This window comes from Kitasatospora sp. NPDC058965 (assembly GCF_042741245.1).
Lineage (GTDB): Bacteria > Actinomycetota > Actinomycetes > Streptomycetales > Streptomycetaceae > Kitasatospora.
On the sequence record NZ_JBHYKG010000040.1, the window covers coordinates 14,741 to 39,134 of the forward strand.

Consider the following 24,394-nt stretch of genomic DNA (forward strand, 5'->3'; position numbering starts at 1 on the left):
TCGACCGGCGCGGGCGGTCCTATTCCAGTTCGTCCAGGGCCTCGGCGGCCAGCACGGCGGCGCCGGGGAAGCTCTCGTGGGCGAGCTCCGCACGGAGCAGCGGGACGGCCGGGCGGGCTGCCTCGCGGCACGCGTCCCCGAGGTCCGGACGGCCCTGCTCGGCCTCGGCGGACTCGGACTCGCCGCCGACCAAGGAGCTCAGCAGCCGCAGGAGTCGGCGCCGGACCGGCGCGGGCGCACCGTCCTGCAGGAGGGCGGCCACCACCATCTCCGTCACCGGGACGGCAGCCTCGAACAGGAAGCCGTCGCGCGTGACGTCCCGGTCCAGGCCCTTGCCGTCCGCCTCGTCGTCCGTCGTCGCGGCCATGAGCCGGGCGAAACTGCCGGGAACGTGACGGGCACCGCGCGGACAACCGCACCGCAGGGTCGACCAGTCGGCCTGCTCCGCCACCGCCTCCCAGGCCGGCTTCGGCTCACCCGGCCTGCGGACCGCGGGAACCGGCAGCAGTCGGCGGCGGTGGACCAGCAGCGCACCGGTGTCGACGGACCACCGCGCCACCGCGCCGTCGCCGTCGCACGCCACCACCTGCCGCCCGTCGGGCGAGTACTGGACGGCGGACACCCACCCGTTGAGGCCGGACAGGCTCCGCTCCGGCGCGCCCGTCCGCGCGTTCCACAGGCGAACCAGGCGGTCCTGGCCGGCCGTGGCGATCTGGCGGCCGTCCGGACGGACGGCGACCGCCAGTTGGAAGTCGGATCCAACGGTCCATGCGCCGGCGGAGTCCCCGCTCGGCAGTCGCCAGGTCTGGGCAGCCGAGCGGCCGGCCACGGCCAGCAGGTCACCCTGCGGCGAGAAGGCGCCGGCCGCCACCCACTCCCCGCCCGGGCGCAGCACCGGACCGGGCGCACCCGCCGCCAAGTCCCACAGGCGCACCGAACCGCTGTGCGTACCGGCGGCGAGCTGCCGTCCGTCCGGGTGGACCGCGAGTCCCCGGACCGCCCGACCGTACGGCTCGGCCGGGTCGCCCACACTCAACTCGCTGAGCAGAGCACCGGATTCACTGCTCCAGACGCGGACCGTCCCCGCACTGCCGCCGGAGCAGAGCCGCCCGTCGGGGGTCCAGGCCAGGGACTGGACCGCTTCGCCCCGGTGCCCGGCCAGCTCCCGCACGCCACCGCCGTCCACGTCCCACACCACCAGACCGCCCTGGTCGCTGCCGACGGCCACCAGACGGCGAGACCGCCCCGGCGCAACGGCCAGGGCGGTCACCGAAAAGGAGGGGAGTCTCACGCTTGCTGCTTCGGCACCTGATTCCGGGTACCAGGCCCAACAATCACCGGAGCCCAGTGCCTCGACCACCATTTCTCCGGCACTGTCGAAGCTCTGCGCCGAAATGACCGGCGCGGGGCTGAAGTCAAGCATGAGATTCCCAACATGACGACCGGTCTACTCCAAGGGGCCCAGTGTACCGTCGATCAGCACCAGCCTGGTGTTGGTATCGCCCCATCTGGTTCCGGCCGGAAATTGTCCGGGATCGTAATCCTTGACGCACTTGTCGCAGATATTGACGTTCCGGTCGACGGTCAGCGGATTCTCCGCCGTCACCCGGGAGGACATGGTGAACCTCACCCTCAACGAGTTCCCGCCTAGTGCGTTCACCACGTTGCCCTCGGCGCAGAATCCCGCATCGGCCCCTTCCACGGTTCCGGACGTCGCGATGGAGATCTCACCGGTGTCGATGTTCACACCCGCACTCCACGCCCGGTCGAGCTTCTGCGCATTGCCCGACTTCCGGTCGGCCTGAATCGCCTCCTGCAGTTTGCTGTCCGCCTCGGCCAGGCGGTCCTCCAACGTCCAGTCCCCTTCCGGAGCCGCATAGGTCTTCTGCACGGCGAACTTCTTCTTCGCGGGCTTTCCGCGGTCGCTCGGGGAGCGGTGGCCCGGGTTGTCGGCGGGACTGCCGTTGTCGCCGCCGTCACCGTTTCCGCCGTCGCCGCCGTTCCCGCCGTCGCCGCCGTCACCCTTGCCGCCGTTCCCGCCGCCGCCGTCGTCCGAGCCGCTCCCCGCGTCCCGGTCGGCCATCTCGCGCTGGTTCTTGGCGGCCTGGTTGCGGTAGACCCCGTCGTCGTTGCTGGACGGCGAATCGTGTCCGCCGCCGCCGTCACCGCCACCGTCGTCACCGCCGTCGCGGGCCCGGTTGATGGCGTCGTTCAGGCCCTTGGCGCCGTTGACCACCAGGGTGAACCCGGCCGCCATGGTGACCACGCCCTTGGCCGACATCAGGAACCCGGCCCCGCAGGCGAGGCCCACGGTCTCGACGCCACCCGCCACGCAGGCTTCCACGCCGCCCGAGAAGTCCTCGAACCCCTCGACCATGCCCGCCGCGCCCATGGCGATCTGGCCGCCGCTCTCCCACGCGTGCCAGTCCGTCAGCGTCCGGGTGACCGTGTTGTGGGTGAGCTTGTGCCAGGCCCCGCCGATCGAGAAGAGACCGCTCGGGTCGCTCTGGGTCACCGGGTCGTCCCCGGCGTAGGTGTAGCCGCCCATCTGGTTCGGATCACCGATCTCGAACATCGGGTCCGCACTGAGGAACCGGCCCAGCGCGGGGTCGTACTGCCGCGCCCCGAGCAGGTCGAGCCCGGTCGTCGGGTCCGCCGGCTGTCCGAGGTACGCGTGGTTGTCCGCCCAACTGCCGGGCGCTGCACCGCGCAGGTTGCCGTACGGGTCGTACGAGCGCCGGGTGATCGTCAGCGTCTTGGCGTCCACCTGGAGCTCGGCGGTGTGCTGCGGGTTGGTCGGCTGGTAGACGACGCCGCCGTTGCTCGACCGGACGATCACCGTCCCGTCCGGGGCGTGGTAGTAGCGCAGGCCGCTGACCTTGCCGGCCGCCAGGGTCAACTGCTCGGCGCCGCCGAACAGGTAGAGGACGGTGCCGCTCGGCCCGCGCTGGATCAGCAGGTTGCCCGTCGCGTCGTACAGGTACCCGGTGGTCTGCGGAGCGCCGTTCCCCACCGTCGTGGTGGCGGAGGAGGTGCGCCCCTCGGCGTCGTAGCCGAAGGTCTGGCTGACCGGCGAGACCCCGGTGGTGGTCCTGCTGGTGGTGCTGCCGACCGCGTCGTACTGCGCGGCGAGCGTGCTGGTGCCGTTCGGGCCGGTGGTGGTGACGCCGGCGACCGTGTTCGGCTGCACGCCGTTGGTCGGGTAGCTGCTGGTCTGCGTGACGTCCTTGGCGGTGTTGCCGGTGACGTCGTGCTGGACCTGCTGGGTGCGGTCGCCGACCGCGTTGTACTGCCAGGACTGCCAGTACGGGGCCGGGCCGCCGATGGTGGCCGGCGCCGGGTTCGACGAGTTGCAGTGCGCGAGCTGACCCGCCGTCGGGGAGCCGACCCCGGCGGTGTCGGTCCACGCGGTGGTGAGCCGGTCCAGGCCGTCGTACTGGAAGCACTGGGTGTCGAAGACCTGGTCGGTGCCGCCCGAGGACTGCAGCTCGCTGGTGCTGGTGATGTTGCCGGCCGGGTCGTAGCCGTAGCCGGTCGACGAGATCGGGTTGGTGGACGCGGTCTGCAGCGAGACCCGGTTGGTCGCCAGCCGGCCGGCGGCGTCGTCGTAGGTCTGCGCGGTGCGCAGCTGCTTGCCGAGCACCCCGTAGGTCGACTGGAGCACCTGGCCCAACGGGCTGTACGAGGCCAGGTCCAGGTACGGCGCGAAGTCCGAACCGGTGGACACCAGTCCGCCCTGCAGGTTGTAGCCGTACCCCACGTCCTCGCCGGGCAGCCCGCCGTCGGCGTTGTAGATGCTGTCCGAGATCAGGCCGGTGTTGGCGGTGTACTGCGTGGCGTGCGTGTAGGTGCCCGCCAGCGCGCCCTCGGCGGCCGGGACGGTGACGCTGGTCCCGGTCGCCTGGTAGGCGGTGTTGTAGCCGGTCACCGCCTCGGTGTAGGCGCTGCCGCCGGCGCCGGAGCCGCCGACGTAGCGGATCTGCGCGGTGGGCTGCCCCTTGGCCAGGGTGTCGTACACCGTCGCGGTCAACTGCTGGGTCTGGTCGGTGGTGCTGGTCCCCGCGTACTCGCCGGTCTGGCGGCCGAGCGGGTCGTAGGTGTAGGACAGGGTCCGGCCCTTGCCGTCGGTGACGGTCGCGACCTGACCGGCCTGGTTGTAACCGGTGCTGCTGCTACCGGTGTCCGGGGTGGTCTGGGAGACCTTGCGACCCAGCAGGTCGTAGCCGTACGACCAGGTGCGGCCGGCGCCGTCGGTGACGGTGGCCAACTGGCCGTCGGGGGTGTACCCGTACCGGGTGGTCAGGTCGCCCACGCCGGCGCCGCCGTGGAACACGGTGCTGGTGGTGTGCCCCAGCGCGTCGGTGTAGCTGCTGGTGGGAGTGCCGCCGGCGGCCGGCGTGACGTCGGTCTCGTCGGCACCCGGGTAGGCCGCGGTGGCGGTCCACAGCGGCGACGCCTTCGAGTACAGCGTGGTGCTGACCGGCCGTCCCGAACCGTCGTAGGCCGTGACGGTCTCCGCCGGCAGGGTGTTCTCGTTCTCGACGAAGAGCGTGCCGCCCGGCGCCGTGGTGGTGTCCGCGTAGGACGGCACGCTGGAGTGCGTCCGGCCGCGGCTGTCGTAGTGGGTGGAGGAGATCAGCCGGCCGGCCGAGTTGTCGGCCGTGGTGCTCTGGGTCTGCCGCTCCTGCAGGAATCCGTCGTAGATCTGCACCACGGTGGCGTAGCTCTGGTCCTCCCGCAGGGTCTGCGTGGTGACCGTGGCCGGGTCCGGGGTGCCGGAGCCGTGCAGGGTGTAGCCGTAGACCTTGTCCGGGCTCTGCGTGCCCATGCTGCGGCCCGGCAGCCAGGCGCTGGTGATCCGCCCCAGGGCGTCGTACTTCCGGTCGCTGACCCGGCCGTTGACATCCACCGTGTGCGTGACCACGCCACGGGTGGGCGCCACCGTGCTGGTGCTGGTCCAGCCCAGCGGATTGGTGGTGCTGACCTGGGTGGCCGAGGTGCCGGTGGCCGGGGTGTAGGCGGTGGTGGTGACCTGGCCGGCCAGGTCGACGGTCCGCACCGACCGGCCGTACTGGTCGTAGGAGGCCGCGCCGTCGGTCTGGAAGACCGGGTTGCCGGAGCCGTCGTAGGACTTCACCGACTGGGTGGCGGTCACCAGGCCCAGCGTGCTGCCGTTGGCGCCGAGTTGGCCGAGGGTGCCGGGGTTGGTGATGCTGCCGTCGCCGTCGTAGAAGACGCGCTTGTCGGTCAGCGTGGTGGCGGTGCCCGCAGCGGTGCCGCAGCCTCCGGAGACCGTGATCGTCTCGCTGGGGTAGCTCAGCATCATCGGGTTGGCCGGCGGTGCGTTGGCGTAGGCGGTGGTGCTGCAGGTCTCCTGGCCCGGGACCGTGACGTCGCCCTTGGAGTCGGTCTGCACCGGTCGGCCGAGCCCGTCGTAGCCGGTGTCGGTGCGGGTGGTCCGCCAGGTCCTGCCGTCGGCCAGCAGCTTCTGCTCGCGGATCGAGCTGGACTGGATCCGGCGGGCCGTCAGGTCCGGCAGGGTGGACAGCGTGGGAGCGGGCGTCTTGGACGTCCACGCGGTGCGCGGCGTGCTTGCCGTGACGGCGTAGGTCGGCGCCGTGACGAGTGCCTTGGTGAGCACGGTGCCGCCGGCCTGGGTGTAGGTGTCCGTCTCCTGGGGGACCCCCGCCAGCCAGCTGCTGTCGGTCGTCCCCTCGCCCAGGGAGTTGGTCAGCGTGACGCTGCGCGCGCTGCCGTCCGCCTTGCGGTCGCCGTCCATGCCCTGGAAGTAGGACGTGACGGTCTGCGAGACCGGGTCCGGCGCCGCGCCGCTGGTGATGGTGACGGTGCGGTAGCCGCGGAAGTCGTTCCAGGTGCGGTACTGGTCGTCCGTCAGGTCACTGTCGTCCCGGTGCCAGGCCGCACCGCCGGAGTAGGCGTAGGTGGTGACCTTGGCGGGCGAGCCGGCCTTGGTCGCGTCGTTGTCCGAAACCTGGGCGACCAGGGTCTTCTGGAACCAGTCGTTGATCGGGGCGGCCCCGCCCGGCGTGGTCCAGTAGACCTGGTAGCAGGCCATGGTGTCGGAGTCCGGCGACGCCGGCATGGTGGAGTTGACCCGGGAGCACTCCGGCGCCCGGTAGGTGACGGCGATCGACTCGCCGGACTCGGTCTGCAGGCTGGACAGGCGCGGGTGGTAGAGCGGGGGCGCCGCCGGGGTCAGGCCGTCGACCCGGTTGTCCATCTCGACGCCGGTGAACGTGGTCGGGTCGAGCGTGATGGTGCCGCTGCCGCCGGCCGAGGTGTCCTGCGCGGTGCGCTGGATCTGGGAGAGCCACATGACGGACTGCAGGGCGCCCGCGTCCTTGGGGTCGACCGTCTTGCCGGTGACCGGGTCCATGGTGCCGCCGGCGTCCGAGAAGAGGTGGGTCAGCGCATAGCTGTCCACCGGCTGCCAGGTCGATCCCACCTTGACCGAGGTGCTGATGGTCTGCAGCCGGTAGGTCGACCAGAAGCTCGGGGTGCCGATCTGGCAGACGTTGCTGCCCGTGCCCGAGGTGAGCATCCCCGACGTGCAGTTGAGGTCGTACGGGGTGTCCGGCCAGTTCGGCGCCGTGGTGGCGTTCAGGTTCGCGTACTGGCAGGTGGTGGTGGAGACGGTGCAGCGCTGGGCGGTGGAGAAGACCACCTTGGCCGCGGGGTCGCGGCCGGCCTGCTCGTCGGCCAGCTGGTAACCGTAGGAGATCTGGGTCAGGTAGCCGCCGCGGGTGTAGGCGGTCAACTGCCCGCCACCGCCGCTGCGCAGCGCCTGGCCGTAGCCCATGTTGTAGTAGTTGGCCTCGTTGTTCCAGTCGTACCGCTGCAGGTTGCCGTGCGGGTCGACGACGAAGTCCAGGTTGAACCGCCAGCCCGGCTCGGCCGCGCACTGCGAGGCGTTGCCCTTGCCGGCGTCGTAGCAGGGGTCGCCCGCCTTGGGCATGTAGACCGGCACGCCCCACGCGGAGTTGGTGGCCGCGTCGGAGGTGGTGCCCGGGGCGTGGTTGAGACCGAGGTAGTACTGGGTGCCGTCGGTCGTGGTGACCTTGAAGTACTCGCCGTTCCACAGGCCGTTCGACGCACCCGTCAGGTCCTCGACCTTGGTGCCGTCGTCGCCCTGCAGGTGGTAGACGCCGCTGCTGTCCCGGACCAGCTGGCCGCTGTGGGAGCCGAGCGAGATCGTCGCGTTCCAGCCCGCCCAGCACTCGTCGGTCGAGCCGGTGATGCCGTCGTTGGCGCAGGACTTGTAGGAGCGTTCGATGTAGCCGGGGCTGTAGCCCCAGCCGTCACCGATCCACGAGGACTGCGAGTTGCGCGCCGAGTTCTCCCCGTCCACCGCCTGCGAGTCGTACGACAGCGCGACGTCCGGGGCGGTGGAGCCCAGCGAGGAGGGGACGGCGACGGGGTAGGTGTAGGTGAACGCGCCGGAGGCCGTCTGCGACCAGGAGCCGGAGGCCGACAGCGGGGTCGCGGAGTAGTCGCCCTGCGAGCCGCCGGTACCGGGTACCGCGGCCACCGCCGTACCCGCGTTCGCCGTCGTCGCGGCGGCCTGCACCACGAGGCCCGCGGGCGTGGTCCGCGCGCCGCCCGCGGCCTCGGGGGCACCCGGGACGGGCAGCGTGGCGGTCAGCCGGTGCGTCACCGGGTCGTTGGTGGTGGCCAGCGGCTGCTGGACCCGGCAGGCGGGTACCTCGGGGCTGGTCAGCGCACAGGCCGGCAGCTGCACCAGGCGCAACCGGGAGGCCCAACCACCGCCGTACGCCTGCTCGATGGCCCGGTAGTCCAGCGAGACCGAGACGTCGGCCGCCGCCGACCTGCCGTCGGCCCGGGTCAGGCCGACCAGCACCCCGTTGACGTCGGCGGCCTGGGCGGTGGCCCGGTCCGCGGTCTTCACCCGGACCGAGTCGGGTGCCGCCGAGCCCTTGGCAGCGGCCACGGAGACCGGCGAGTCGTTCGCCGCCGCCTGGTCCGGCTGCCCCGCGGCGCGGTTCCCCGGCTGCGGTGCCGCGGCGCCCGTCAGGTCCACCACCCGGTCCGAGGCACCGGGCCAGGCCGGAGCCGCGGCGGTGTGCGGGCGGAGCGCCCGGGAGCCGGCCGGCTCGGCCACCGGGTGGCCGGCCGGCGTCCCCGAGACCGGGTGTCCCTGGACCTTCGGCTGGGCCGGAGCCGGGTCGGCCGCCCACAGGCGGCCCTTGTAGTGGTAGCCACCCACCACGGCGTCGGCAGTGGCCGCCGGGACCACGAGGGCCAGTGCGACGAACACCGCACCGGCCACCGTGCCCCGGCGCCCCCACTCCCTCCCCCGCGACGCTGGTTGCCGTTGGAGACGTGAAAGCACGTCAAATCCCCCCTGCGACAGTAAATCTGAACGATCGATCGTCTTCTTGTGCACGAAGGACCGTAGAGGGGCTGATCGCGGAATGCAACGGGCGACCCGGCCGGCCGGAGCAGCCACCGGTGCACGCTACCCGGCCACCGAAGGCTCCCAACTCGAATGATCACCAGTAGTGATCATGGTCACCCTCACCCGCCGGAGCAGAGGTTTTGCCTACTCTTTCCCTCCCGCCACGGCGCCCGGTCGTCGGCCGCCCGCCGACGGCCCTTCCACCACCGCCCGCTTGCTGCCAGACTCGCGCCGTGGACATTCGGGGGAATGAGCCGCGGCCCTCCGGCGCGGCCTCGCACGGCGCGTTGGACCCGTTCGCCCTGCGGCCCGTGCTGGCCGTGGCGGCCGTCGTCGCCGCGGTGCAGCTGGCGCTGGCGGGTCGGTACGGGTTCCACCGGGACGAGCTCTACTTCCTGGTGGCCGGGCGGCACCCGGCCTGGGGGTACGACGACCAGCCGCCGCTCACACCGTTGCTGGGGCGGGCGTCGGTGGCGGTGTTCGGGGCGAGCCCGGCCGGGCTGCGGGTGGTGGCGGTGCTGCTCTGCGCGCTGACCGTGGTGCTGGTGGCGCTGCTGGCGCGCGAGCTGGGGGCCGGGCGGGGCGGGCAACTGCTCGCGGCCGGGTGCGCGGGCTGCTCGGCGATGGTGCTGGCGGTGGGTCACATGCTGTCCACGGTGACGGCGGACCTGGTCGGCTGGCTGACCGTCAGCCTGCTGGTGCTGCGCCTGCTGCGGACCGGGGACCGGCGGTGGTGGCTCGCCGTCGGGGCGGCCGTCGGCGTGGCGCTGCTCAACAAGGACCTGGTGCTGCTGCTGGTGGCCGCGCTGGTCCCGGCGATCCGGGCGGTCGGTCCGCGGGAGGTGCTGCGCGGCTGGTGGCCGGTGGGCGGCGCGGCCGTGGCGCTGGCGGTGGTGGCGCCGAACCTGTGGTGGCAGGCGGCGCACGGCTGGCCGCAGCTGACGGTGGCTTCGGGGATCAGCGACCAGGACGGGCTCGCGAACCGGGTCGTGCTCGTGCCGATGCAACTGCTCTACCTCTCCCCGGTGCTGATCCCGGTCTGGTGGACGGGATGGCGCCGGCTGTGGCGGGCGGCGGAGCTGCGGTGGGCGCGCGCCTTCGCGGTGGGCTACCCGGTGGTCTGCGTGCTGGTGCTGGCGAGCGGGGGCAAGCCGTACTACGCGCTGCCGCTGCTCCTGGTGCTGACCGCGGCCGGCTGCGAGCCGTTCGCGCAGCGGCTGCGCGGGCCGCAGGCCGCCCGGCGCCGGGCCCGGTTCGCCGGCTGGCTGGCGGTGGGCGCACTGGTCAACGTGGTGATCACGCTCCCGGTGCTGCCGGCCCGCCAACTGCCGGCGGTCACCTGGCTCTACCCCGAGCAGGGCGAGCAGGTGGGCTGGCCCGACCTGGCCGCGGCGGTCGGGACCGGCTGGGCCGCGATCCCGGCCGACCGGCGCTCCCGCGCCGTGGTGTTCGCCGCGAACTACGGCGAGGCCGGCGCGCTGGCCCGGTACGGCAGCCGGTACGGCCTGCCCGACCCGTACGCGGGCCACATGTCCTTCGCCGACTGGGGCCGGCCCCCCGACTCCGCCACCGGCCCGGTCCTGCTGGTCCACCCGGCCCGGTACCCGGCCGTCGAGCGGTACTTCACCGACTGCCGCCAGGTCGCGACGGTCGACAACGGCCACCACCTGCCCAACCAGGAGCAGCACGCCCCGGTCCTGCTCTGCGCCGGCCCCACCGCCCCGTGGTCCGCCCTCTGGCCCCAACTGCGCCACTACTACTGACGGGCCGGTACGGTCGAGCCGTGACCCCACTGATCTTCCTGGACGTGGACGGCCCGCTGCTCCCGTTCGGCGGGCCGCCCGGGCAGTACCCGGTGGCCGGTCCGGACGACCCCAACCCGCTGCTGGCCAGGCTCGACCCCGCGCACGGGCCACGGCTGCTGGCCCTGCCCGGCACCCTGGTCTGGGCCACCACCTGGGAGGACGAGGCCAACGACGTGCTCGCGCCCAGGCTGGGGCTGCCCCGACTGCCCGTGGTGCACTGGCCCGCGCCGGACGGGGAGGACGACGAGGAGGACTGCGGCCCGCTCGGGCGCCACTGGAAGACCGGCCCGCTGGTGGCCCGGGCCGCCGGCCGCCCGTTCGTCTGGCTGGACGACGAGATCACGGCCGCCGACCGGAGCTGGGTGGCCCGGCACCACCCCGCCCCGGCCCTGCTGCACCGCGTCGACCCGCGGCTCGGGCTCCAGCCGGCCGACTACGCGGCGGTCACCGGCTGGCTGACCCGGCTTCAGGCCTGAGGCGGGCGCCCGCCTCCGGCCTGGGCCGCCACCAGGGCCCGGAGTCGGCGGACCCCCTCCTCGACCTGGGGGGCGGTGAGCAGGCTGACCGAGAGGCGCAGTTGGGTGGCCGCCTCCGGGGTGTCGTCGAAGTGGCGCATCGGGGTGAACAGCAGGCCGTGCTCGCGGGCGGAGCGCTCCAGCAGCGCGTCGTCGACCGCGAAGGGGACCGTCACCACCAGGAAGAAGCCGCCCGCCGGGACGTTCCAGCTCACCCCGGATCCGTCCGCGCCGTCCGCGCCCGCCGGGAACGCCGCGCCCAGGGCGGCCAGCAGGACCGCCAGGTTCTCCCGGTAGCGCGCGATCTCGCGCTCGTTGGCGCGCAGCAGGCTGCAGTCGTGCTCCAGCAGCTTGCCCGCGATCACGGCCTGCGCGATCGGGGACGTGTTCACCGTCAGCATGCTCTTCAGCTTGGCCAGTTCGTCCGCCAGCAGGCCGGTGCTGCCGTCCGGGGCGGCCACCGTCTGGTCCGCGACCAGGTAGCCGACCCGGGCGCCCGGTAGTCCGGTCTTGGCGAACGAGCCCAGGTAGACCACCCGGCGCGCGGTGTCCAGCGCCTTCAGGGTGGGCAGCCGCTCGGCGGAGAAGAGCCCGTACGGGTTGTCCTCCAGCAGCAGCAGGTCCTCCTGCTCGGCCAGTTCGAGCAGCGCCCGGCGCGCGGCCAGGTCCAGCGTGACGCCGGACGGGTTGGAGTTGTCCGCCAGCAGGTAGCAGGCACGCGGTCGCAGCCCCTCGGCGCGGGCCGCCCGGATCTCGCGGGCCAGCGCCGCCAGGTCCACCCCGGCGGGCCCGCCCCGCACCGCCCGCACCGGCAGGTCCACCAGTCTGGCCGCGCCGGTCAGCCCCACGTAGGTCGGGGTGACCGCCAGCAGCACGTCCCGCTCGTCGGTCCGCAGCGCGCGCAGCACCAGGAACATCGCCTCCTGGCAGCCGACGGTCACCACCACCGCCTCGGGGTCGACCTCGATCCCCTCGTCCACCGCCAGGTTGCGGGCCACCAGGTCGTGGATGATCCCCTTGGTGCGCCCGTACTGCAGCACGGTCCGCCGGACCTGATCCGCGGTCAGTCCCCGCTCCTCGGCCAGGTAGCGCTCGTACCGGGCCAGGTAGCGCGGCACGGCCGCCAGGTCGAAGTACTCCTCGTACGGCCGCCCCGCCGCCAGCGACAGCGCCTCGGGGTAGCGGCCGGCCACCTCGTTGAGGAAGTTCATCGACTCCAGCGCCGGATCGGCGAGCGCCGAGTGCAGGTCGGCCAGGGCGAGTTGGGCGGCGAGCTCGACGGTCTTGGTCACACGGGTCTCCAGCGGCAGGATCCGGCGGGTCGAGCGCAGGCTACCGCCCCTCCCCCTGGTCTAGTCCACATGTCCGGCGCGTCGGGCTCCCCGCGATCCGCACGCCCCACTCCCTTGACGAACCGGGGCCGACGGAGGAACCCTCTCTACTGCGGCACAGGTTAGTAAGCTTTACTAATTCGATCCAGGCCGCCGCACCACCGCACTCCTCACCGCTCCCCTGCACCGCTCCACCGCTCCGGCTCCCCCACGGTCCGGAGCCTCCCCCCGCCAAGGAGCCTGAATGCGCATCCGCCGACTCCCCCGCGCGACCAAGGGCCTGGTGGCCTCGGTCGCCGTCTCCGCACTGCTCGCCCTGCCGCTCACCGCCCTCGCGGCCGGCCCGGCCGCCGCGACCGGGGTCAGCCACCCGTTCCCCAGCCACACCACCTACAAGGTCGGCGTCATGCCGTCCGCCTCCCCGGCCAGCCGGGACGCCGCCGTCGAGAAGCAGTACGACTCGTGGAAGGCCGGCTACCTGGTCCACGGCTGCGCCTCCAACGAGTACTACGTCTCCACCAAGGGCGACGGCGACGCCACCAACAACGGCCCGGTCTCCGAGGGCCAGGGCTACGGCATGAACATCGTCCCGCTGATGGCCGGCTACGACGCCAACGCCCAGACCGAGTTCAACGGCCTGTGGCAGCTGGTCAAGGACCACGAGGACCAGTACGGCCTGATGCAGTGGCAGTTGGACGGCAAGACCTGCAAGTACTACAGCGGCGGCACTCCGGACGGCGCCACCGACGGCGACCTGGACATCGGCTACGGCCTGATCCTCGCCGACAAGCAGTGGGGCGGCTACACCGCCGACGCGACGGCCTGGCTCGCCGCCTTCTACGCCCACGACGTGGCCCCGGACGGCCACCTCAAGTGCGAGGACGACGGCCCGACCACCGACACCCGCCCGTCCGACCACATGCTCGACCACCTGCGCGCCTTCGCCGCCTACGACCCCGCGCACGACTGGAACAAGGTGGTCACCCGCACCGAGGCGGTGATCAACGAGTTCACCGCGGCCCACTCCGCCACCGGCGGCCTGCTCAGCGACTTCGTGGTGGGCGCCAACACCACCAGCCCGAGCCCGGCCCCCGCCAACTACCAGGAGAACCAGCCGGACAACATCGTCGGCTACAACTCGATCCGGGTGCCCTGGCACCTGGGCACCGACGCGCTGCTGTACGGCGGCGCCACCGCGCTGGCCACCGCGAAGAAGGAGTCCGCCTGCCTCAAGGGCGAGTCCGGCGGCAACCCGCAGAAGGTCTACCCGCACACCAAGCTGGACTGCACCCCCTACAGCACCACCGACACGGCCGAGGAGGCCGGCGACGCGGTGGGCCCGGCCGCGATGGCCGCCGGTGACCAGGCCTGGACCGACACCCTCTGGAACTACCTGGCGACCAACCCGTTCGGCGACGGCTACTTCGGCGAGACCATCAAGACCCTGGTCTACCTGGTGATGGCCGGCGACTACTGGAGCCCGACCGGCGCCGCCGCACCGGCCGACGACTTCTCGATCAGTGCCGCGCCGGCCACCGGCACGGTGCCGGCGGGCCAGTCCGCGACCGTGACGATCGGCACCGCCGTCACCGCGGGCTCCGCGCAGTCCGTCGCCCTCTCCGCCACCGGCCTGCCCAGCGGCGCCACCGCCGCCTTCAGCCCGGCCTCGGTGACGGCGGGCGGCTCGGCCACCCTCACCGTCAGCACCTCCGCCACCACCCCGGCCGGCAGCTACCCGGTCACCGTGACCGGCACCGCCGCCTCCGGCAGCCACACCGCCGGCTGGACGCTGACCGTCACCGGCACCACGGGCGGCGGCTGCACCCCGGCCCAACTGCTCGGCAACGCAGGCTTCGAGGGCAGCAGTGCCAGTCCCTGGACGCAGGCCTCCACGCTCGGCTTCCAGCCCATCACCACCGCCACCAGTGCCGAACCCGCGCACGGCGGCACCCACCTGGCCTGGTTCGACGGGAACGGCAGCGCCGACACCGACAGCATCGCCCAGACCGTCACCGTCCCCGCCGGCTGCACCGCCACCCTCGGCTACTGGCTGCACGTCGACACCACCGAGAACACCAGCACCGCCAAGCCGGACACCTTCAAGCTCCAGGTGCTGAACTCCGCCGGCACCGTGCTGGCCACCCCGGCGACCTTCTCCAACCTCGACCACGCCACCGGCTACGTCCAGAAGACCGCCGACCTGAGCGCCTACGCCGGCCAGACCGTCACCCTCAAGTTCACCGGCACCGAGACGGACGCCAACGGCGGTACCACCGACTTCGTCGTCGACGACACCGCGCTGAACGTCCAGTAGCACCCGCCGAGCGGCCCCCGGCGCCGAGCCGGGGGCCGCTCCTCCCCCTTCCAGGAGCACGCATGGTCCGCCACCGCAGAAGGCTCGCCGTCGCCGTCCTCGCCCTCGGTCTCGGCACCCTCTCGCTGCAACCCCCGGGCGCCCTCGCCGCCGCCCCGCCGCCGGTCACCGCGGCCCCGCACGCCGACCCGCCCACCGGCTCCACCGCCCTGACCGACCTCGGCGCCACCGGCGGGTGGAAGGTGCTGAGCAGTGCCACCGCCACCCAGGGCGGCGCCCGGATCTCCACCCCGGGCTTCGCCACCGGGAACTGGCTGACCGTCAGCAACGACGGCGGCGGCGCCCCCGGCACCGAGATCAACGCGCTGCTGCAGAACGGCGGCTGCCCGAACGTCTTCTTCGCCGCGACCATGAAGAGCTGCTACGGCCAGCTCACCAAGGTCGGCGCCGACACCCTGCCCCAGTTCTCGGTGCCCTGGTGGTACCGGACCGACTTCGCCTCGCCGCCGGCCGGCCGGGCGGCCCGGCTGGTGCTGAACGGGGTGGTCGGCGCGGCCGACGTCTGGGTCAACGGGACCAGGGTCGCCGCGGCCGCGAACGTCACCGGCGGCTACGCGAAGAACACCTTCGACATCACCAAGCTGCTGCGCGCGGGCGGCAATTCACTCGCGATCGAGCTGCACCCGAACAACCCGAACACCATGCTGACGGTCGACGACGTGGACTGGAGCCAGATCCCGCCGGACAACAACACCGGCATCCAGTTCCCGGTCCAGTTGGAGACCGGCGGCCCGCTGATCGTCGGCGACGCGCACGTGGTGCAGGACACCGCGGCCGACCTGAGCAGCTCGGCACTGACCGTGAAGGCCCAGCTGACCAACACCTCGACCACCGCGCAGACCGGCACCGTGACGGCCACCGTCACCCCGCCGGGCGGCGGCGCGCCGGTCTCGGTCAGCCAGTCCGTCACGGTGCCGGCCGGCACCTCGCAGACCGTCGGCTTCACGCCCACGGCCTTCCCGGCACTGGAGCTGACGCACCCGCAGATCTGGTGGCCGTACCAGCTCGGCGCGCAACCGCTCTACACGCTGGCCACCTCGGTCGCCCAGGGCGGCGCCGTGCTGGGCGCGACCAGCTCGACCTTCGGGATCCGCACCGTGGACTCCTCGCTCACCGGGCCGTCGGCGGCCGTGCCGCAAGGCGTGCGGACGTTCAAGGTCGACGGTGTCCCCCTGGTGATCCGCGGCGGCGGCTGGTCGCCGGACCTGTTCCTGCGCTACGACCCGGCCGACACCGCCCAGCAGATCGGCCTGTTGAAGGCGATGGGCGTCAACACCGTGCGGCTGGAGGGCCACTTCATGCCGGCCGACTGGTTCCGGCAGATGGACGCGGCGGGCATCCTGGTCAACGCGGGCTACCAGTGCTGCGACTTCTGGGAGGCCACCAGCTACACCGCCGCCCAGCAGGCGCTCTACCAACTGACCGCACAGACCGTGGGCCAGGCGCTGCGCGACCACCCCTCGGTCTTCTCCTTCCAGTGGAGCGACAACGCCCCCACGGCCACCCAGGAGCGCCTGGCCCTGGCCGGCTTCGCGGCGGCCGACCTGGACGTTCCGCTCGTCTCCTCCGCGGAGTACAACGCCAGCCCCGAGCTGGGGACTTCGGGCGAGAAGGAGGGGCCGTACGACTGGGTGCCGCCGAACTACTGGTACGACACCGCGCACCCCGCGACCGGTGATCCGACCCAGACCAACGCGGGCGGTGCCTGGGGCTTCGACAGCGAGCAGAGCTCCGGCACCACGGTGCCGACCCAGGACTCGCTGGACCGCTTCCTGTCGGCGAGCGACCAGGCCGCGCTCTGGCAGTCGCCCGCGGCCAACCAGTACCACGACAACTACGAGGGCACCAAGCACACCGGCTACGCCTTCGGCACGAACTACAACCTCGACGCGGCGATCACCAACCGCTACGGCGCCCCCACCAGCCTGGGCCAGTACGTGGAGGAGGCCCAGCTGCAGAACTACGAGTCCACCCGGGCCCAGTTCGAGGCGTACCTCGCCCACTCCACCCGCACCTCGGCACCGTCCACCGGCACCGTCTACTGGCAGCTCAACAAGGGCTGGCCCACCCTGCTCTGGGCGCTCTACAACAACGACGGCGACCAGGCCGGCGCCTACTTCGGCGCGCAGCGGGCCAACCGCCCACTGCACGCGCTCTACACCCTGGACGACCACACGGTCACCGTGGACAACCTCGGCGGGGCGGCGCAGTCCGGACTGAGCGTGGAGGCCAAGGTGTACGACACCGCCGGCGCCCTGCTGGACGACCGGACCTCGGGCACCCTCGACCTGGCACCGCAGCAGGTGGCGGGCCGGGTGCTCACCCCGAAGCTGCCGGGCGCCGCCGGCACCGTCTACTTCGTGGAACTGCTGCTGCGGCAGAACGGGACCTTGGTGGACCGCAACACCTACTGGGACTCCACCAACCCGGACGTGACCGACTGGGCGAAGACCGTCGGCCAACCGCAGGCCACCATGACCTCCTACGCCGACCTCAAGGCGCTGCGCGGCCTGCCGCAGGCGGGCGTCACGGCCACGGCGCGCGTCACCGACCAGGCCGGCCCGAACGGGGCGGACAGGCTGGTCACGGTCACCGTGACCAACACCTCCGGCGCCCCGACCGTGGGCCTGCTGCTCCGGGCGGACCTGCGCCGCGGCACCGCCGCCGGCACCGAACTGCCCGGCGACAACCAGGTGCGGTCGGCCATCTGGGGCGACAACGACGTGACCCTGTGGCCGGGCGAGAGCGAGACCCTGACGGCCTCCTACCGTTCGGCGGACCTGCAGGGCGCGGCCCCGGTGGTCAGCGTCTCGGGGGCGAACGCGGCCCGGACCGACGTGCCGGCGCTGGCCGGCTAGGTTCCGTCCGGTCGACCATCTGCGGAGCCGGACGCACGAGCACGGAGCAGGCCGACCCGGGCCGATCGGACAACGGCCGGTCGGGCCCGGGGACGGCCGGTCAGGTTCCCGACGCCGCCAGGAACCTCAGCACCGCGAGGACGCGGCGGTGGTCCGCATCGGCGGTGGGGAGGTCGAGTTTGGCGAAGATGTTGTTGATGTGCTTGGCCACCGCGCTCTCGCTGACCACCAGTGCCTGCGCGATGCCGGCGTTGGAGCGGCCCTCGGCCATGACGCCGAGGACGTCGCGTTCGCGCGGGGTGAGCCGTTCCAGCGGGTCCAGGTCGCGGCGCAGCAGGAGTTGCGAGACGACCTGCGGATCCAGTGCCGTGCCGCCGTCCGCCACCCGCCGCACCGCCGCCACGAACTCCGCCACATCGGCGACGCGCTGCTTGAGCAGGTAGCCGACGCCGCCGGTGTTGGTGGAGAGCAGCTCGGCCGCGTACCGCTCCTCCACGTACTGCGACAGCAGCACCACGGCCGTCCCCGGCCAGCGCCGACGGATCTCCACCGCGGCGCGCACCCCCTCGTCGGTGAAGCCCGGCGGCATCCGGACGTCGACCAGGGCGAGTTCGGGCCGGTGCTCCGCCACCGCCGCCAACAGTGCCTCGCCGTCCCCGACTTCGGTGGCGACCTGGAACCCGCCCATCTCCAGCACCTTGACCAGGCCGACCCGCAACAGCACCGAGTCCTCGGCGATCACCGCTCGCACGGCAACTCCGCGGTCACGGTGGTCGGTCCGCCGACGGGACTGCTGACCTGCAGGGTGCCGTCGATGGAGCCGACCCGCCTGGCCAGCCCGCTCAGTCCCGTGCCGGCGCGGGCGTCGGCCCCGCCCAGTCCGTCGTCGGTGATGTTCACCCGCAGCACCTTACCGACCTGCCGGACGGTCACTTCGGCACGCGTCGCACGGGCGTGCTTGGTCACGTTGGTCAGCGCCTCCGAGACCACGAAGTACGCGACCGACTCCACGGCGGGCGCCGCCCGCTCCGCCAGATCGACCCGCAGGCGCACCGGCAGCGGCGCCCGGGCGGCCAGTCCGGACAGCGCCGCGTCCAGGCCCCGGTCCTCGAGCACGGCCGGATGCAGGCCCCGCACCAGGTCGTTGAGTTCCTCGATCGCCTGCTTGGCCTCCAGGTGGGCCCCGGCGAGCGCTTCGCGGGCTCCGGCCGGCAGGTCGGGCTGGGTGGCCATCGCCAGGCCCAGGTTCACCGCGAGCGAGACCAACCGCTGCTGGGTGCCGTCGTGCAGGTCGCGCTCGATGCGGCGACGCTCGGCATCGACGGCTTCGATCAGGCCGGTCCGGCTCTGGTCCAACTCATCGACTCGCTCGCGGAGTTGCTGGGCCCGGCTGGGTCCGAGCAGAGCGGTCGCCGCACGCGACTCGGCACGGGCCGCCGCCCCCGCCGTCCACGGCAGGGCGCAGAGCAGGACGAGTCCGCCCAGCGTGTAGCACGGCAGTTGCATCGTGTCGCCGAACCACTGCTCGCGCACCTCCACCGGCAGCTCCCACGCCCAGGCGGAGCAGGTGGCGCCCGCCAGGCCCACGGGCAGCGCCGTGAGCACCAGCAGTTCCGCCACCGCCAGGACCGGGCCCAGCAGGAGGTGGTAGGCGAGCTGCCCCGGGATGCGCGGCGCGCGGAGCCGACGGGCGGCCGCCGCCCACGACCACGGCCGCCCCGGCGCGGGCGTCGGCCGGGGGAGGAACACGCCGAGCAGCGCCCGGTACCGGGCCCGCTGAACAGCCGTCAGCACCGGCACGGCAAGCAGGATCAGGGCGGCCGAGACGGGCAGCGCGAACAGCCGGCTCCCGGTCTCGGCCGTGTTCGCCACGCCCCAGCTCCACACCGGGATCAGCCCCAGGTGCGGCAGGACACCGGCGGCCAGGAATCCGGTGTCCCGCCGCGCCCGAAGGACCGAGCGCCGCAGCCCGGGAGGAATCGTCACGGCTCGAACCTAGAGCACCGCGAGCAGTGCGTGCCATGCGCCCAGCACCCGGTCCGATGGTGGCACCAGTACCACCGAGGAGCCGACCCACCGTCGCTCCGGGGCCCGGCAGACGGACCGTCAGCGCGCCCGGTAGCACAGCTCCGGGCGCCCCACCTGCCCGTAGCGCGGCTCCCGGACCGCCAGGCCGGTGTCCACCAGGTGCTCCAGGTAGCGGCGGGCGGTGATCCGCGAGACGCCGGCGGCGGCGCCGGCCGCGGCGGCCGAGATGCTGCCGTCCGCCTCCCGCAGCACCCGGGCCACGGCGTCCAGCGTCGGGACGCTCAGCCCCTTCGGCAGGGCCGAGCGCTCGGCCGTCCGCAGCACCGCGAACGCCTGGTCCACCTCGGCCTGGCCGGTCGCCTCGCCCGCCCGGGCCAGCGTCTCGCGGTAGCGGGCGTACCGGTCCAGGCGTTCGCGCAGCGCCGCCGCACCGAACGGCTTGAGCAGGTACTGGACCACCCCCGCCGACACCGCCTGGCGCACCGTCGCCAGTTCGCGCGCCGAGGTGACCGCGATGATGTCCGCGCCGTGGCCGGCGGCCCGCAGCCGCCCGGTCAGCTGCAGCCCGTGCCCGTCCGGCAGGTGCAGGTCGAGCAGCACCAGGTCGACCGGCTCGCCGGCGGCCCGGGCCCGGTCCAGGAGGCGCAGCGCCTGGCCCGCGGTGTGCGCGGTGCCCACCGTCCGGAAGCCGGGCGCCCGGTCCACGTACAGCGTGTGCGCGTCGGCGGCGACCGGGTCGTCCTCGACCACCAGCACCCGGATCACGGCGTTCACCGGACCGCCTGCCGGGCCCGCAGCGGCAGCCGCACCGTCAGCACCGCGCCGCCGTCACGGCCCACCTCCACCGTGCCGCCGCCGCGTCGGGTCGCCTGCGCCACCAGGGCCAGCCCGAGGCCGTGGCCGGCCCGGTCCTTGGTGGACCAGCCGCGGCGGAACACCTCGGTCACCGCGTCCGGCGCGATCCCGGCGCCGCTGTCGGCCACCCGCAGCAGCAGCTCGCCGTCGTCGGCGCGGGCGGTGACCGTCACCTCGGGCGGGCCGTCGTGCCGGGCGCCGTTGGCGATCGCGGCGTCCATCGCGTTGTCGATCAGGTTGCCCAGGATGGTGACCAGGTCCCGGGCGGACAGCGCCTCGGGCAGCACGCCGTCGTCGATCCGGCTGTCCTCGGTGAGGGTGAACTCCACGCCGCTCTCCGCGGCCTGGGCCGCCTTCCCCAGCAACAACGCTGCCAGCACGGGCTCGTGCACCGCGCCGACCACCCGGTCGGTGAGCCGCTGGGCCAGCTCCAGCTCGGTGGTGGCGAACTCCACCGCCTCCCGGTAGCGCCCGAGTTCGACCAGCGAGACCACCGCGTGCAGCCGGTTGGCGGCCTCGTGCGCCTGCGCCGCCAGTGCCTCGCCGAAGTTCCGTACCGAATCCAACTCGCCGGACAGCGCCTGCAGTTCGGTGTGGTCGCGGAGCGTCACCACGCAGCCCAGGGCCGGCCCGCCGCGCTCGATCGCCGAGCTGTTGACCACCACCACGCCGGTCGCGGTCAGGTGCACCTCGTCGTGCACCGCGGCGGGCCCGAGCACCGCGCCGGTCAGCGCGGCGGGCAGCCCCAGCTCCGCGAACGGCGTGCCCGCCTCGGCCGCCACGCCCAGCAGGTCGCGCGCCGCGTCGTTGCACAGCACCACCCGCCCGGCCGGGTCCAGCAGGATCAGCCCCTCGCGCACCGAGTGCAGGGTGGCCCGGTGGTACTCGTACAGGTGGCTGAGCTCGGCCGCGCCCATGCCGTGGGTGTGCCGGCGCAGCCGCGCGTTGGCCAGGTAGCTGCCCAGCGCGCCGAGTCCCAGCGCCGCCACCGCGACGCCGACCAGGATCAGCAGCGGGCCCTGCAGGCCCCGGTCGATCGCGTGCACCGTGATGCCCGAGCTGACCAGGGCGACCACCCGGCCCCGGTCGTCCAGCACCGGCGTGACCGCGCGCACCGAGGGACCCAGGGTGCCGGTGTAGGTCTCGGTGAAGGTGCGGCCCTGCAGCGCGGGCGCGATGGTGCCGAGGAAGCGCTGGCCGATCCGGCTGGGGTCGGGGTGGGTCCAGCGCACGCCCTCGGTGTCCATCACGGTCACGAAGTCGACCCCGGAGTCCGCCTGCACCCGCTCGGCGAAGGGCTGCAGCGCGGCCGAGGGGTCCGGGGCGAGCACCGCCTGACGCACCGTCGGGGAGTCGGCGACGGTCCGGGCCACTCCGGTGACCTCGCGCCGAGCGGTGGCCTCGGCCCGGTCCGCGGTGACCCAGTAGGCGAGCAGCACGCTGCCCGCGACCACGGCGGCCACGATCACCACCTGCACCGCGAACAGCTGGCCCGCCAGGCTGCGCGGCAGCCGGCGCCCGGGGCGCGCCGCGGACGCCGGCGCACCGGGGACCGGTGGCGGCAGCGGGCGGGTCGGCAGGCGCAGGGGCATGTCGGACAGTGTGCCCCAGCCGCCGGACGTGAACTCTATGAACGCAAACGTGACGGCGGTCACCCCGCGGCCCGATAGTCGGACGACCCCCACCCAGGCCCGCACCGTCCCCCACCGGTGCGGGCCGCCCCGTCCGGTCCCCGGCGAAGGAGCCGCCCGCATGTCCTCCCCCACCGCCCCCGTGGCACGCCGCGCCGATCGCACCCACCTGCTCTACCTCGCCGTGCTGGTCGCGGTGGTCGCCGGCGTCGCGCTGGGCTTCGCCGCCCCGCACGCCGCGGTCCAGCTCAAGCCCGTCGGCACCGGCTTCGTCAACCTGATCAAGATGATGATCAGCCCGGTGATCTTCTGCACGATCGTGCTGGGCGTCGGCTCGGTCGGCAAGGCGGCCAAGGTCGGCCGGGTCGGCGGCCTGGCGCTCGGCTACTTCCTGGTGATGTCCACCGTCGCGCTGGCCCTGGGCCTGGCGGTCGGCAACCTGCTGGAGCCCGGCGCCGGGCTGCACCTGACCCAGGCGCTGGCCAAGGCCGGACACGCCCAGGCCGCCCAGGGCGCGGGCAGCACCACCGACTTCCTGCTCGGGATCGTGCCGACCACGCTGGTCTCCGCCCTCACCCAGGGCCAGGTGCTGCAGACCCTGCTGGTCGCGCTGCTCGCCGGCTTCGGCCTGCAGGCCATGGGCCCGGCCGGTGCGCCGGTGCTGCGCGGGGTGGAGCACCTGCAGAAGCTGGTCTTCCGGATCATGTCGATGATCATGTGGGTGGCCCCGGTCGGCGCCTTCGGCGCGATGGCCGCCCTGGTCGGCGCGACCGGCGTGGCGGCGCTGAAGAGCCTCGCGGTGATCATGCTCGGCTTCTACCTGACCTGCCTGCTCTTCGTCCTGGTGGTGCTCGGCCTGCTGCTGCGCCTGGTCGCCGGGGTCAACGTGCTCGCCCTGCTGCGCTACCTGGGCCGCGAGTTCCTGCTGATCCTGTCCACCTCCTCCTCGGAGAGCGCGCTGCCCCGGCTGATCGCCAAGATGGAGCACCTCGGCGTCAGCCGCCCGGTGGTCGGCATCACCGTGCCCACCGGCTACTCCTTCAACCTGGACGGCACCGCGATCTACCTGACCATGGCCTCGATCTTCATCTCGCAGGCGATGGACCGGCCGCTCTCCTTCGGGCAGCAGCTGTCGCTGCTGGTCTTCATGGTGATCGCCAGCAAGGGCGCGGCCGGCGTCACCGGCGCGGGCCTGGCCACCCTGGCCGGCGGCCTGCAGTCGCACCGGCCGGAGCTGGTGGACGGCGTCGGCCTGATCGTCGGCATCGACCGCTTCATGTCCGAGGCCCGGGCGCTGACCAACTTCGCCGGCAACGCGGTGGCCACCGTGCTGATCGGGCACTGGACCAAGGAGCTGGACCACGAGCGGGCCGGGCAGGTGCTGGCCGGCCGGCTCCCGTTCGACGAGACCTCGCTCGCCGTCGAGCCCGACCCGGCCGACCAGCCGGCGGTGCCCGCCCAGGGGAGCGCCCCGACGGCCGAGGGCGCGCACGCCTGAGCACGCGCCGCGCGGGCGGGAGCGTCTGTCGTACCCCGGGCCTAGCCTGGGCGTATGGCCGACCTCCCGCCCGCGCGGCACCTCATGCGCGCCAAAGACCTCGTCGACTCCCGGTACCCGGAGCCGCTGACCGTGGCCGACCTCGCGGCCGCGGCGGGCCTGTCCCCGGCGCACTTCAGCCGGGCCTTCCGGCGGACCTTCGGCGAGACCCCGCACGCGTACCTGCTCACCCGCCGGCTGGAGCGCGCCGCCGCCCTGCTGCGCACCACCGACCGGCCGATCGCCGAGATCTGCCTCTCGGTCGGACTGAACAGCCTGGGTTCCTTCACCACCAGCTTCACCCGGATGTTCGGCCGCTCCCCCGCCGCCTACCGCGCGGCCCACCCGCCCGCGGCCACCTACGCGATGGTCCCGTCCTGCGTGCTGCGCGCCCACGGCCGCCCGCAGCACCGCACCTTCCGCGAACCGTCGGCGCCCGGCAAGAGCGCAGGTTTCGAGAAGACGCGTCCCCCCGCCGCCGCATAGCTTTGCGTTGTGGCCGCCGGAGAGGCTCGGCGGCGCCAGGCAGAAGTGGGAGAAGGACGATGAGCATGAAGATTGCCAACGCGCAGCTGTGGGTGCACGACCAGAACGCGGCGCTGGACTTCTACGTCAACAAGATCGGCTTCGAGGTCCGCCAGGACATCACGATGGCCGAGCTGGGTGACTTCCGCTGGCTCACCGTCGGCCCCGTGGGCCAGCCCGAGGTGTCGATCACGCTGATGGCCGTCCCCGGCGAGCCGGTGATGGCCGAGCAGACCCGCGAGCAGGTGCTGGACCTGACCAGCAAGGGCTTCGCCGGCACCGTCTTCCTCACCACCGATGACGTGGACACCGACTACGCCCAGCTCACCGCCCGCGGCGTCGAGTTCGTCGAGAAGCCGGAGGACCGCCCGTACGGCCGCGACTGCGGCTTCCGCGACCCGTCCGGCAACCACCTGCGGCTCACCCAGCTGTTCCCGATGGACGCCTGACGCTCCGTCGCCACGACCGCCGTGCGGGCGGCCGCCCCGGGCTCAGGCC

General features: G+C 73.2%; 14 protein-coding genes. 7 read left to right on the forward strand and 7 right to left on the reverse strand.

What is annotated here, in order from left to right:
* Window positions 1-19 precede the first annotated feature (19 nt).
* Both ACFW1A_RS09850 and ACFW1A_RS09855 read right to left on the reverse strand, forming a co-directional pair.
* Complete coding sequence (locus tag ACFW1A_RS09850) at window positions 20-1,228, reverse strand: WD40 repeat domain-containing protein (RefSeq protein WP_380406945.1); 1,209 nt, start codon at window positions 1,226-1,228, stop codon at window positions 20-22.
* A gap of 219 nt (window positions 1,229-1,447) precedes the next feature.
* On the reverse strand, window positions 1,448-8,296 hold the full coding sequence (locus tag ACFW1A_RS09855; RefSeq protein ID WP_380406948.1) for an RHS repeat-associated core domain-containing protein: 6,849 nt from the start codon (window positions 8,294-8,296) through the stop codon (window positions 1,448-1,450).
* 374 nt (window positions 8,297-8,670) lie between these two features.
* Here ACFW1A_RS09855 and ACFW1A_RS09860 point away from each other — a divergent pair, with 374 nt between their 5' ends.
* Window positions 8,671-10,200: an ArnT family glycosyltransferase gene (locus ACFW1A_RS09860; protein WP_380406951.1), complete on the forward strand. Its 1,530-nt coding sequence runs from the start codon at window positions 8,671-8,673 to the stop codon at window positions 10,198-10,200.
* A gap of 20 nt (window positions 10,201-10,220) precedes the next feature.
* Window positions 10,221-10,718 (forward strand): HAD domain-containing protein, encoded by a 498-nt coding sequence (locus ACFW1A_RS09865; RefSeq protein ID WP_380406953.1) that lies wholly within the window; start codon window positions 10,221-10,223, stop codon window positions 10,716-10,718.
* Here the strand turns inward: ACFW1A_RS09865 and ACFW1A_RS09870 are convergent.
* Window positions 10,709-12,049, reverse strand: coding sequence for a PLP-dependent aminotransferase family protein (locus ACFW1A_RS09870; protein WP_380406955.1), 1,341 nt, complete (start codon window positions 12,047-12,049; stop codon window positions 10,709-10,711). The genes ACFW1A_RS09865 and ACFW1A_RS09870 overlap by 10 nt on opposite strands.
* 283 nt (window positions 12,050-12,332) lie before the next feature.
* Here ACFW1A_RS09870 and ACFW1A_RS09875 point away from each other — a divergent pair, with 283 nt between their 5' ends.
* Window positions 12,333-14,402, forward strand: coding sequence for a glycosyl hydrolase family 8 (locus ACFW1A_RS09875; RefSeq protein WP_380406957.1), 2,070 nt, complete (start codon window positions 12,333-12,335; stop codon window positions 14,400-14,402).
* 62 nt (window positions 14,403-14,464) lie between these two features.
* Window positions 14,465-17,320, forward strand: a complete 2,856-nt coding sequence (locus ACFW1A_RS09880; protein ID WP_380406959.1) for a beta-mannosidase — start codon at window positions 14,465-14,467, stop codon at window positions 17,318-17,320.
* A gap of 100 nt (window positions 17,321-17,420) precedes the next feature.
* Here the strand turns inward: ACFW1A_RS09880 and ACFW1A_RS09885 are convergent, their stop codons facing one another.
* From ACFW1A_RS09885 to ACFW1A_RS09900, 4 genes are all read right to left on the reverse strand, one after another.
* The gene (locus ACFW1A_RS09885; protein WP_380406961.1) at window positions 17,421-18,071 is read right to left on the reverse strand and encodes a response regulator; all 651 of its coding nucleotides are present in this window, start codon (window positions 18,069-18,071) and stop codon (window positions 17,421-17,423) included.
* Complete coding sequence (locus ACFW1A_RS09890) at window positions 18,059-19,306, reverse strand: histidine kinase (protein WP_380406963.1); 1,248 nt, start codon at window positions 19,304-19,306, stop codon at window positions 18,059-18,061. Before ACFW1A_RS09890 ends, ACFW1A_RS09885 begins: the two co-directional genes overlap by 13 nt.
* Before the next feature lie 120 nt (window positions 19,307-19,426).
* Entirely contained in the window at window positions 19,427-20,113 is a 687-nt protein-coding gene (locus ACFW1A_RS09895) for a response regulator (protein ID WP_380406973.1), read from the reverse strand.
* 5 nt (window positions 20,114-20,118) lie between these two features.
* The gene (locus ACFW1A_RS09900) at window positions 20,119-21,795 is read right to left on the reverse strand and encodes an ATP-binding protein (RefSeq protein WP_380406965.1); all 1,677 of its coding nucleotides are present in this window, start codon (window positions 21,793-21,795) and stop codon (window positions 20,119-20,121) included.
* Between the two features lie 160 nt (window positions 21,796-21,955).
* Here ACFW1A_RS09900 and ACFW1A_RS09905 point away from each other — a divergent pair, with 160 nt between their 5' ends.
* The 3 genes from ACFW1A_RS09905 to ACFW1A_RS09915 are packed head-to-tail and all read left to right on the forward strand — an operon-like array spanning window position 21,956 to window position 24,345.
* Window positions 21,956-23,332 (forward strand): cation:dicarboxylate symporter family transporter, encoded by a 1,377-nt coding sequence (locus ACFW1A_RS09905; RefSeq protein ID WP_380406967.1) that lies wholly within the window; start codon window positions 21,956-21,958, stop codon window positions 23,330-23,332.
* 54 nt (window positions 23,333-23,386) lie between these two features.
* Entirely contained in the window at window positions 23,387-23,857 is a 471-nt protein-coding gene (locus ACFW1A_RS09910) for a helix-turn-helix transcriptional regulator (RefSeq protein ID WP_380406969.1), read from the forward strand.
* A 59-nt stretch (window positions 23,858-23,916) separates the two neighbouring features.
* Window positions 23,917-24,345: a VOC family protein gene (locus tag ACFW1A_RS09915; protein WP_380406971.1), complete on the forward strand. Its 429-nt coding sequence runs from the start codon at window positions 23,917-23,919 to the stop codon at window positions 24,343-24,345.
* Window positions 24,346-24,394: the final 49 nt, after the last annotated feature.